Source organism: Luteimonas sp. A277, assembly GCF_054052045.1.
Genome location: NZ_JBSVRG010000014.1, coordinates 47,624 through 57,945 on the forward strand (window position 1 = coordinate 47,624; position 10,322 = coordinate 57,945).

A 10,322-nucleotide genomic window follows, 5' to 3' on the forward strand; every position below is an offset into this window, starting at 1 on the left:
CTGGCCGCTTTCGGACATCAATGATGCGGCCCCGGGGTCACGCGATTTCCGGCCGGGGAGGTGCGAAAGCGGGTGGGCTCCTATCGTGTGACCGGGGCGGCCGCCGATGGCTCAGCTTGGCGCAGGGCCGGCAGCAAGGCCGCGGGATCGCCGTCATGGTTCCTCGGCTGCACCCCGATCAGGCGGGCAAGCAGCGGGTAGACATCCACGTTGTCGATCGCGGGAATGCGCTTGCCGCTGGCGAATGAAGGCCCGTTGGCGATGAAGATCGCCCGCATCGAAGGCAGGGTGGGGTCATAGCCGTGCGAGCCACGGGTGCCAGGCGGACGCCGTTCGATGAACCGGGCGGGCAGGGCATCCCAGCCTTCGTGCATCTGGCAGATGATGGCGGGGATGCGGCTGTGGCTGCCGTAGTGCCAGTGCGATGGCAGCTCTTCCTTGCGCCAGCAGTCGTAATGTTCGTGTGTGCCAAGCAGGGCCGAAGCGGCCGCAGTCTCACGGCCGGGGTTGGGCTGGAAGCCGACCACCTGGCCGAAGCTGACCGGTTCCACGTCCTCCGGATCCACCATGTCCTCGAAGGCCACCACGTTGCCTTCCGGCACTTCGGCCATGCCGTGGTCGGAGACGATCACCAGGTCCACGCTGTCCTCCAGCCCGGCGGCGCGGACGCCTTCCACCAGCCTGCCGATCTGCGCGTCCACCGCGCGCATGGCTTCGCGCATCTCGTCGGAGGCAGGACCATTGGCGTGCGCGGCGCTGTCGGGGTGCTCGAAGTACAGCGTGGCCAGGCGAGGCCGGCTGTCTGCCGGTGCGTTCAGCCACTCCAGCACCGTACCCACGCGATCAGCCTTGGACAGCTCCGCATCAAACAAATTCCAGTGGGTGGGGCGCACACCGCGGACCGCGGCTTCGCTGCCGGGCCAGAACATGGTGGCGGTCACCAGGCCGGCATTCTCGGCAGTGACCCACAGCGGCTCGCCGTCATTCCACCAGCGGGCGTCCCCAACGGCCTCGCGGTTGCTGAGCATGAAACGGCCGAGTTCCGGACTGGACATGGAGTTGTGCACGATGCCGTGGCGGTCGGGCCGCAGGCCGGTTACGAGGGTGTAGTGATTGGGGAACGTCAGCGTGGGGTATGAAGGGGTCATCCACTCCGCCTGTACGCCGGTCTCGGCCAGGCGGGACAGGTGGGGAGTGTCGCCTCGGGTCAGCGCATCGGGATGCACGCCGTCCAGCGAGATCAGCAGCAGGGTGTAGGGGCTGGTTTGCGCACGACTGTGTGGTGCGGTGGAGGGGGCTGAAGCACAGGCGGCGAGCAGCAGCGTCAGCAGCAACGCGAGGGTGCGGTGTGGAAGGAAAATGTTCATGGGTTGGAATGATAAGCGGCAAAGATGACTGCGGCTGGTGCCTGACGCGGCGATGAACACCGGCGCATGAATGACGCCACCTCTACGCCGTCTTTGGGCGCCGGGCGTATTCTCGCCGTATCCCACCGTGACGCCTGTGAGGTACTCCATGAACAAGCTGCTCACCACCATGGCTGCGTCCGCAGTCCTTGCGTTGGCCGGTGCCGGGTCCGGCGCTCTCGCCCAGGAAGTCGAGCCTGAGGAGCAGGGCCGCGAAGAGTCCAGGGACGATCGGACGGAGCGCGACCGGACCTCCGATCGCTTCTGTATCCAGCAGACCGGTTCGCGCATCATTGCCAACCGCAACGCGCGTTCGCAGGCCGAGCGCAAGGAATGCGTCGCCTCTGGCGGTCGTGTCTATACGCGCGAAGACATTGAAAGAACCGGCTCCACGGATCTGATGGATGCGCTGCGACGCCTGGACCCGGCCATTCGCTGATTGCCCACCGTCCACAGTTGCTCCGGCGCCCGGCACTGCCGGGCGCTTGCATTTGCCGGGTGCGATAATCGCCGCGCCCGCCAGCGCGTGGGCATCGACCCGCCAGCATTACGGAGCCTTCCATGCCCGACTCCCAGTCCGATCCCCGCCTTGATCCTTCCCGCACCATCCGCGCACCGCGTGGAAGCGAGCTGTCCTGCCGCTCCTGGCTGACCGAGGCGGCATACCGGATGATCCAGAACAACCTGGACCCGGAGGTGGCCGAGCGGCCGCAGGAACTGGTGGTGTATGGCGGCATCGGCCGGGCCGCGCGGGACTGGAAGAGCTACGACGCGATCCTTGAATCGCTGCGGCAGCTGGGAGATGACGAGACCCTGCTGGTCCAGTCCGGCAAGCCGGTGGGCATCTTCCGCACCCATCCCGACGCACCGCGGGTGCTGATCGCCAATTCGAACCTGGTGCCGGCCTGGGCCAACTGGGAGCACTTCAACGAGCTCGATCGCAAGGGCCTGATGATGTATGGCCAGATGACGGCGGGCTCATGGATCTACATCGGCTCGCAGGGGATCGTGCAGGGCACTTATGAGACCTTCGTGGAAATGGGCCGCCAGCATTTCGGTGGCAGCCTGAAGGGCAAGTGGATCCTGACCGCCGGCCTCGGCGGCATGGGGGGCGCACAGCCGCTGGCGGCCAGCCTGGCCGGTGCCTCGTCGCTGACCATCGAGTGCCGGCAGAGCTGCATCGATTTCCGCCTGCGCACGCGCTACGTGGATGAGCAGGCCACTGATCTGGACGACGCGCTGGCGCGGATCGAAAAATACACGTCAGCTGGCGAAGCGAAGTCCATCGCCCTGCTCGGCAACGCCGCCGACATCCTGCCCGAGCTGGTCAAGCGCGGCGTGCGCCCGGACTGCGTCACCGACCAGACCAGCGCCCATGATCCGGTGCACGGCTACCTGCCCATCGGCTGGACGGTGGAGCAGTGGCTGGCGCGGCAGAAGTCGGACCCGGTCATGGTCCGCGACGAGGCGATGAAGTCGATGCGGGTGCACGTGGAGGCCATGCTGGCCTTCCACTCCCAGGGCATTCCCACCGTTGATTACGGCAACAACATCCGCCAGATGGCCTTCGACGAGGGCTGTGCGAAGGCATTTGATTTCCCGGGCTTTGTGCCGGCCTACGTGCGGCCGCTGTTCTGTCGCGGCATCGGCCCGTTCCGCTGGGTGGCGCTGAGCGGTGATCCCGAGGACATCTACAAAACCGATGCCAAGGTGAAGGAACTGATCCCGGATGATCCGCACCTGCACACCTGGCTGGATATGGCTCGCGAGCGCATCGCCTTCCAGGGTCTGCCGGCGCGAATCTGCTGGGTGGGGCTGGGCCAGCGCCACCGTCTGGGCCTGGCGTTTAACGAAATGGTCCGCAACGGCGAGCTGAAGGCGCCGGTGGTGATCGGCCGCGATCATCTGGATTCGGGCAGCGTGGCCAGTCCCAACCGCGAAACCGAATCGATGCTCGACGGCAGCGATGCGGTCAGCGACTGGCCGCTGCTCAACGCCATGCTCAACGTGGCCGGCGGCGCCACCTGGGTCAGCCTGCACCATGGCGGCGGCGTGGGCATGGGCTACAGCCAGCACAGCGGCGTGGTGATCGTGTGCGATGGCACTGAAGCGGCTGATCGCCGTCTCGAACGGGTGCTGTGGAACGACCCGGGCACCGGCGTGATGCGCCATGCCGACGCCGGCTATGAGATCGCGCAGCAGTGCGCGAAGGAACAGGGGCTCAAGCTGCCGATGCTCTGAAAGCCGCGCATGGCGCGCTCCTACCGCCGGGGGTCAGCCGGCGGTAGGATCGTCGAACAGGGCCTCGTAGTTGGATACGGCACCCTGCATGTCCTGGACGGGAGCGGTGTCCGAGGGGTCGGCCTGCAGCGCCTGGCTGCCGGCCATCAGGCGGGCCAGTATCGCGTGCAGAGCCACGTCGGGCTCGGTGGGCAGGCTGCAGTTTTCAAACATGTAGTCGATCGCGGAGTCGACCTGGCCAGCCTGTGACTGCACGGTGGCGGCGTCCGGAGCGCCGGCAAGACTGTCGACGGCCGCGCGCACCTGTGACATGCCTTCGATCAGCGGCGCATCCGGCTGCCAAGGCGTGTGGTTGTCAGGCACCGGGAAGTCCACCCCCGCCGCGTGGGAAACATCGTGGTCATCGTGCGCTGCGTGGGAATCATGATCCCCAATCGGGTGGACTTCGCTGCCAGCCGCTGTCACCTGGGCGGAAGCGGCGGTGTCCTGATCAGCGGGAGCCGGAGCTTCCTGCGCGCAGCCGGCGGCGAGCGTGCCGAGTGCCAGGCCCAGTGCGAGCACGAGGGGAATCTGCTTCGGTTTCATGGAATCTCCTTCGGAGTGCGTGAGTTGCATCCCGGGATGCTCGCACGCGGCGGCAGATGTGGCCGTGACCTGGATCAGGTGGGAGGCATGTACGCGCTTTTGCGGTGTGTTCCGCAAACCGGGGGCCGGGTATTGCTACAGCGCCGCGACCCTGAACCTGCGGCCTTTGATTTTGCCGTCGCGCAGACGCGCCAGAGCCTGCGGCGCTTGGGCCCGGGCGATGGCCACGTAGGAGCGCGTGGCCTGCACGACGATTTTTCCGATCGCTTTCGCGGGCAGGCCGGCATCGCCGGTGAGTGCGCCGAGGATGTCGCCCGGGCGCAGCCTGTCGGACTTGCCGGCATCGATGCGCAGGGTCGCCATCGCCGCCTGCGGCACGCCCTTGGGCTTGCCGGCCACCGGCTGCGCGCGCTCGCGCGGCAGGGGGCGGGACTGGTGCTCCTCAATCGCTTCCATCCGCCGCAGCTCCTGCGGCGTGCACAGCGTCAGCGCGAGGCCCTCGCGGCCGGCGCGCCCGGTGCGGCCGATGCGGTGCATGTAGGTGTCCGGGTCCGAGGGCACGTCGTAGTTCACCACCGCCGACAGGTCGTCGATGTCCAGGCCGCGCGCGGCGACGTCGCTGGCCACCAGCACGTTGCAGCTGCGGTTGGCGAAACGCAGGAGGGTTTCGGCGCGGTCGCGCTGCTCCATGTCGCCGTGCAGGGCGAGGGCATCGAAACCGTAGTGGCCGAGCGAGGCGGCAACCTCGTCGACGTCGCGGCGCATGTTGCAGAACACCAGGCACGATTCGGGACGGTGCTCGAGCAGCAGCGCGGCCAGCAGCGGCGCCTTGCGCGCCGGATCGGCGTCGATGACCACCTGCCTGATGGCCGGGGCGTTGGTGGCGCCCTGGACGCTGACTTCGGCTGGATTGCGCAGCATCGCCTTGGCCAGCGCGCGGATCGCGTCCGGGAAGGTGGCGGAAAACAGCAGGCGCTGGCACTTGGCTGGAACGTGGCGGGCCACATCGCGGATCTGGTCTTCAAAGCCCATGTCGAGCATGCGGTCGGCCTCATCCAGCACAAAGGTCTGCACGCCGTCCAGCTGCAGTGCAGCCTGCCCCAGCAGCTCGAGAATCCGCCCGGGCGTGCCAACGACGATGTGCGGCGGATGGGTGAGCGATGCCAGCTGCGGGGCCAGCGGAATGCCGCCGCACAGCACGGTCAGCTTCACGTTCGGCACGCCGGTGGCCAGCCTGCGCAGCTGGTCGCCGACCTGTTCGGCCAGTTCGCGGGTCGGGCACAGCACCAGGGCCTGGGTGCGCACCGCGGTCGCGTCCAGCCGCTGCAGCAGGCCCAGGCCGAAGGCGGCGGTCTTGCCGCTGCCGGTCGGCGCCTGGGCGATGAGGTCGCGGCCTTCCAGGATCGGGGGCAAGGCCTGCGCCTGGACCGGGGTCATGGCGACATAGCCGAGCGCTTCGACCCCGCGCAGCAGCGCGGGCGGGAGAGGGAGGGTGGTGAAGGGGGGTGAGGTATCCATGCCCCATGATCGCACCAGGCCGGCCTTCCATGGTTTCCGCGACCTGGATCGAGGGTCGTGCACGCGGCCTTACGCTGGCATCGGCCACGATTTGCCGGAGTCGTGACACAGGAAAGGGTTGCATGGGCGTAATGGACGAGGTGGGAGCGGCATTGGCAGCCGAGTTCGCGCTGCCGGACGCCGGCACCGCCACGGTGATCGTGGCGCGGGTGCTGTGCGCCGCCGTGCTGGGCGGGATCATCGGCTGGGAGCGCGAGGCCAAGGGGCGCGCCGCCGGGCTGAAAACCCACATGCTGGTGTCGATCGGTGCGGCATTGTTCGTCCTTGCGCCGCTGCTGTCCGGGATCGAACTGGCTGACATCACCCGGATAATGCAGGGCATCGTGTCGGGCATCGGATTCCTCGGTGCCGGGGCGATCCTGCGCCATGAACGCGGAGAACGGATCGAAGGCCTCACCACTGCCGCTGGAATCTGGATGACGGCAGCGATCGGAATGGCCGCCGGCATCGGCCAGGAAATGGTGGCCGCGGTAGTCACCGTGATGGCGCTGGTGGTGATGGCCGTGCTGCCCAAGCTGGAGAAGCGGAGGGCGCAGGCGCAGGCGGAATGAAGCGCTTGATCGAGCCGGCAGCCGGGTATGCTGCGCCTTCACGCATCGATGAATGCGCGCTGCGCATCATCTGCCATCCTTTTCCTCGCGGAGCAACATGCAATGGGTAATGGACAGGGTTCCACCGGCAACGTGATTGCCGCCATCTGCAGCTTCTTCATCCCGGGCCTCGGCCAGCTGGTGCAGGGGCGTGTGCTGTCGGCGATCCTCTGGTTCATCGCTGCGTGCATCGCTTTCGTCATCACCTGGCTGGTGACCCTGTCGCTGCTCCCGTTCGGGTGGTTCCTGGTCAGCGTGCTGTCCTGTATCAACGCGGCGGTCTACCGGCGCTGATACCTTTTTACGGAGTGCCGGAGATGCCCGTCGAGATCCAGATGCTGGCCTGGTCAATCCTGTTGGGAGTGGCGCAGCTGTTCCTCGGCGCGGGGCTGATAACCCGGCAACGCGGTTTGAAATGGAACGCGAGCGCGCGGGATGGTGAACCCGAGCCGCTGACCGGCGTGGCCGCCCGTGCCGACCGTGCAATGCGCAACTTCCTGGAAACCTTCCCTTTCTTCGCCGCCGCTGCCTTGGCAGTGGTGGTCACCGGCAGCGGTGACGCGACCACGGCGTTTGGGGCGCTGCTCTGGTTCTGGGCCCGGGTGGTCTACGTACCGCTATACCTGGCAGGAGTCCCCTATGTGCGCTCCCTGGTCTGGGGTTTGGCGTTGCTGGGCATGCTGATGGTGCTGTCCGGCCTGCTCTGACCGGCCTGTTCTGAGCCGGCACCACCTGCCCGGCCGGCGGCGCTGCCGTCCCGTGATTCACCCGGCATTACAACGTGCCCGCACGCGACCCCTAGACTGGACGCCTGATGCCGCGCGTGGGCGCCCGGCACTCGCTTTCCGGAGAGTCCATGCTGTTCCAATCGCTGAAAGTCTGCCTGTTGTTGTCAGTGCTGTTGCTGGCCGCCTGTGGCCCATCAACGCCGGGACAGGACGCACTAATGGTGGAAACAGAGGAAGTGGACAGCGCCACCGACGGCGGCGCGGTGAGCATGGCGCCGGTGGATCCGGCCGCTGATTCGGACCAGGACATCCCGCCATCCTTGCCGGATCCGGCTCCCGTCGAAGCGGAGCTCGACTGGACGCCGATCCCGATGGAAGAGGGCAGCGTATCGATCAGCTGCGAGCTCGATTACGCGGCCGCCGGTGACGGTGAGCAGGTTGCCGTGCTGGATCATGAATCGCTAACGTCAGCGATGAGCCCCTGTGCCGAGCGCGGCGTGATGCGCGTGCGCTATGAAGGCCGGTTGACGGGCGAATTCATGGACCTGATCGAGCGGGTCATCGCGGTTGCTGACGAGCTGCACATCGACAAGCGCGTGCTGGACCTGGATTCAGCCGGTGGGCAGGTGGAGGATTCGATGGAGGCCGGCGACCTGATCGCCGAGTCGGGCTGGGCCATCTGGGTGCGTGAAGGTTCGGTCTGCCACAGCTCCTGCGTGTTCATCCTGAGCGCCGGCGACAGCCGCCTGATCACCGGCCGGGTGGGTATCCACCGGATCATCCGCATGAGCTCCACCGCCACCACGCGGCACGAACTCAACGCCGAACTGCGCACGGTCTACGACCGGGTCCGGGCCTATCTGGAACGCAATGGAGCGGCGGTGGCCGTGGCCGACATGATGATGGTGGTGCCCAACCGCAGCCTGCGCCTGCTGACCGCCGACGAGCTGCAGCGCTACGGTCTGGATGGGGTCAACCCGGCCCAGGATGACCTGGACCGGCTGCGGTTGATGCGCAAGTGTGGCGAGGATTTCGTGCGTCGTCGTGATTCGTTCGTGCGCGCCTTCGATACCCGCTGCAAGGTGGCTGGCACCGACCTGGAAGCGCTGAGCGCCTGCGGCCTGGACCTGCGCGCCAGCTATGGATTCCCGGACGAAACCTGCCCGGCCGAAAGCCCGCTGTCGGAATTCGACCTGGCTGCGGACTTCGTGTTTGCCCCCGGCACCGATACCGCTCAGGACGCGGTGGAAGGCGCGACCGGGGCAGAGGACGGATCGCTTGCAGAGCCCACCTCGGGCGACGCGTCCGGCTCGCAGTCGATGAACCCACCGGACTGACGCTGCCACAGCCGGGCGTACAGACCGCCCGCCTTGACCAGTTCCTCGTGCGGGCCGTCTTCCACGATCCGGCCCTGGTCCATCACGATCAGGCGGTCCATGGCGGCGATGGTGGACAGCCGATGCGCGATCGCGATCACCGTCTTGCCCTCCATCAGCCGCGACAGGTTGTCCTGGATGGCCGCTTCGATCTCCGAATCCAGGGCCGAAGTGGCCTCGTCCAACACCAGGATCGGCGCGTTTTTCAGCAGCACCCGGGCGATGGCCACGCGCTGGCGCTGGCCGCCCGAGAGGGTCACGCCGCGCTCGCCGACGTGGGCGTCGTAGCCACGCCGGCCCTTGTTGTCGCTCAGTGCGAGGATGAAATCGTGCGCGCGCGCCTGCCGGGCGGCTTCCACCATTTCTTCTTCGCTGGCATCCGGGCGTCCGTACAGCAGGTTCTCGCGCACCGAGCGGTGCAGCAGGGAGGTGTCCTGGGAGACCACGCCGATGTGGGCGCGCAGGGTGTCCTGCTGGACGCCTGCGATATCGGTGCCGTCGATGAGGATCTGGCCGGATTCGCGGTCGTGGAAACGCAGCAGCAGGTTCACCAGGGTTGATTTGCCTGCGCCTGAGCGCCCGACCACCCCGATCTTCTCGCCCGGGCGGATATGCAGCGACAGGTCTTCGATCACGCCGCTGCCCTTGCCGTAATGGAAGCTCACCCGGTCGAAGCGGATGTCGCCGCCCGCCACCGTCAGGGGTGGAGAGCCGGGCGCGTCGTCCACGGTGGGCGGCAGCGAGATCGAGTTGATCCCGTCATGCACGGTGCCGATGTTCTCGAACAGCTGTGAGATCTCCCACATGATCCACTGCGACATGCCGAGGATGCGCAGGGCGAAGGCAACGATCACCGCGATCGCGCCCGGGCCGACCGCGCCCTGGTGCCACAGCCACAGGGCCAGCGCCACCGCGCTGAACAGCAGGGCCATGTTGAGCGCGTAGAGCAGGGTCCACACGCCGGTTGCCAAACGCATCTGCCGGTACACGGTGCCCAGGAAGCCATCCATCGCTTCGCGCGCGTAGGCCTGCTCGCGCTGCGAGTGGGAAAACAGCTTGACCGTGGCGATGTTGGTGTAGCTGTCCACCACCCGGCCGGTCATTACCGAGCGGGCGTCGGCCTGGTCGCGTGCCACACGCTCCATGCGCGGCACGAAGTGCCACATCAGCACCGTGTAGCCGAGCGCCCAGGCCAGGAACGGCAGCATCAGGCGCCAGTCGGCTGCCCCGGCCACCACCAGCGCGCCGATGAAGAACACCAGCACGTAGTTGCCGATGTCCAGCAGCTTGAGCACGGTTTCCCGCACCGCCAGCGAGGTCTGCATCAGCTTGGTGGCGATGCGCCCGGCAAATTCATTCTGGAAATAGCCCATCGACTGGCGCAGCAGGTAGCGGTGCACATTCCAGCGGATCCGCATGGGGAAATTGCCCAGCAGGGTCTGGTGCTGGATCAGCGAGTTGGCCAGCACCAGCAGCGGCAGGACCAGTAGTATCAGCAGGCCCATGCCCAGTAGCCGGCTGCCCTCTGCGGCCAGGAATTCGGCCGGTGTGGTGTTGCCCAGCTGGTCCACCAGTGCGCCCAGGTAGGCGTACATGGCCAGCTCCGCCAGCGCGATGCCGGCGGTGGTCAGGGCCATCAGGACCAGCCACTTCTCCGTGCCGCGGGTGTAATGGCGGCAGAAGGCATACAGGCTGGCCGGCGGCTGGGCGGGCGGATCCTGGGGGAAGGGATCGATTTGGCGTTCGAACCAGCGAAGCATCGGGGGTCCGGGAATGGCTGGGAAGAGGCGGGATTGTGACAGGCTGCCAGTAGGAGCG

The 10,322-nt window shown here is 67.1% G+C and carries 10 protein-coding genes; 6 read left to right on the top strand and 4 right to left on the bottom strand.

The annotated features are described in order from the left end of the window. Nucleotides 1-80 precede the first annotated feature (80 nt). Nucleotides 81-1,367: an alkaline phosphatase family protein gene (locus ACW7G2_RS13140; protein WP_456976520.1), complete on the bottom strand. Its 1,287-nt coding sequence runs from the start codon at nucleotides 1,365-1,367 to the stop codon at nucleotides 81-83. 148 nt (nucleotides 1,368-1,515) lie between these two features. Between ACW7G2_RS13140 and ACW7G2_RS13145 the strand changes: the two genes are divergently transcribed. Together ACW7G2_RS13145 and hutU are read left to right on the top strand one after the other, a co-directional pair. Then, nucleotides 1,516-1,845, top strand: a complete 330-nt coding sequence (locus ACW7G2_RS13145) for a hypothetical protein (RefSeq protein ID WP_456976522.1) — start codon at nucleotides 1,516-1,518, stop codon at nucleotides 1,843-1,845. A 122-nt stretch (nucleotides 1,846-1,967) separates the two neighbouring features. After that, complete coding sequence (gene hutU / locus ACW7G2_RS13150) at nucleotides 1,968-3,647, top strand: urocanate hydratase (RefSeq protein ID WP_456976524.1); 1,680 nt, start codon at nucleotides 1,968-1,970, stop codon at nucleotides 3,645-3,647. Nucleotides 3,648-3,680: 33 nt separating this feature from the next. On the opposite strand, the gene ACW7G2_RS13155 is transcribed toward hutU, so the two are convergent. Then, complete coding sequence (locus ACW7G2_RS13155) at nucleotides 3,681-4,232, bottom strand: hypothetical protein (RefSeq protein WP_456976526.1); 552 nt, start codon at nucleotides 4,230-4,232, stop codon at nucleotides 3,681-3,683. 135 nt (nucleotides 4,233-4,367) lie between these two features. Further along, a complete protein-coding gene (dbpA, locus tag ACW7G2_RS13160) occupies nucleotides 4,368-5,750 on the bottom strand; it encodes an ATP-dependent RNA helicase DbpA (protein ID WP_456976528.1) in 1,383 nt (460 codons plus the stop codon). 122 nt (nucleotides 5,751-5,872) lie between these two features. On the opposite strand from dbpA, the gene ACW7G2_RS13165 reads away from it, so the two are divergent. The 4 genes from ACW7G2_RS13165 to ACW7G2_RS13180 all read left to right on the top strand — a co-directional run bounded on the left by ACW7G2_RS13165 (nucleotide 5,873) and on the right by ACW7G2_RS13180 (nucleotide 8,465). Continuing rightward, the gene (locus ACW7G2_RS13165) at nucleotides 5,873-6,361 is read left to right on the top strand and encodes an MgtC/SapB family protein (RefSeq protein ID WP_456976530.1); all 489 of its coding nucleotides are present in this window, start codon (nucleotides 5,873-5,875) and stop codon (nucleotides 6,359-6,361) included. A gap of 102 nt (nucleotides 6,362-6,463) precedes the next feature. Next, a complete protein-coding gene (locus ACW7G2_RS13170; protein WP_456976532.1) occupies nucleotides 6,464-6,694 on the top strand; it encodes a hypothetical protein in 231 nt (76 codons plus the stop codon). Nucleotides 6,695-6,717: 23 nt separating this feature from the next. Then, entirely contained in the window at nucleotides 6,718-7,107 is a 390-nt protein-coding gene (locus ACW7G2_RS13175) for an MAPEG family protein (protein WP_456976534.1), read from the top strand. Nucleotides 7,108-7,256: 149 nt separating this feature from the next. Continuing rightward, nucleotides 7,257-8,465, top strand: coding sequence for a hypothetical protein (locus ACW7G2_RS13180; protein ID WP_456976536.1), 1,209 nt, complete (start codon nucleotides 7,257-7,259; stop codon nucleotides 8,463-8,465). Here the strand turns inward: ACW7G2_RS13180 and ACW7G2_RS13185 are convergent. Further along, nucleotides 8,363-10,264, bottom strand: a complete 1,902-nt coding sequence (locus ACW7G2_RS13185) for an ABC transporter ATP-binding protein (protein WP_456976538.1) — start codon at nucleotides 10,262-10,264, stop codon at nucleotides 8,363-8,365. The two genes, ACW7G2_RS13180 and ACW7G2_RS13185, sit on opposite strands and share 103 nt — an antisense overlap. Nucleotides 10,265-10,322 lie beyond the last annotated feature (58 nt).

Coding starts and splice junctions, on each gene's coding strand:
- ACW7G2_RS13185 (WP_456976538.1), bottom strand. CDS start 10,264: ATGCTTCGCTGGTTCGAACGCCAAATCGATCCCTTCCCCCAGGATCCG.
- ACW7G2_RS13170 (WP_456976532.1), top strand. CDS start 6,464: ATGGGTAATGGACAGGGTTCCACCGGCAACGTGATTGCCGCCATCTGC.
- ACW7G2_RS13145 (WP_456976522.1), top strand. CDS start 1,516: ATGAACAAGCTGCTCACCACCATGGCTGCGTCCGCAGTCCTTGCGTTG.
- ACW7G2_RS13175 (WP_456976534.1), top strand. CDS start 6,718: ATGCCCGTCGAGATCCAGATGCTGGCCTGGTCAATCCTGTTGGGAGTG.
- hutU (WP_456976524.1), top strand. CDS start 1,968: ATGCCCGACTCCCAGTCCGATCCCCGCCTTGATCCTTCCCGCACCATC.
- ACW7G2_RS13155 (WP_456976526.1), bottom strand. CDS start 4,232: ATGAAACCGAAGCAGATTCCCCTCGTGCTCGCACTGGGCCTGGCACTC.
- ACW7G2_RS13165 (WP_456976530.1), top strand. CDS start 5,873: ATGGGCGTAATGGACGAGGTGGGAGCGGCATTGGCAGCCGAGTTCGCG.
- ACW7G2_RS13180 (WP_456976536.1), top strand. CDS start 7,257: ATGCTGTTCCAATCGCTGAAAGTCTGCCTGTTGTTGTCAGTGCTGTTG.
- ACW7G2_RS13140 (WP_456976520.1), bottom strand. CDS start 1,367: ATGAACATTTTCCTTCCACACCGCACCCTCGCGTTGCTGCTGACGCTG.
- dbpA (WP_456976528.1), bottom strand. CDS start 5,750: ATGGATACCTCACCCCCCTTCACCACCCTCCCTCTCCCGCCCGCGCTG.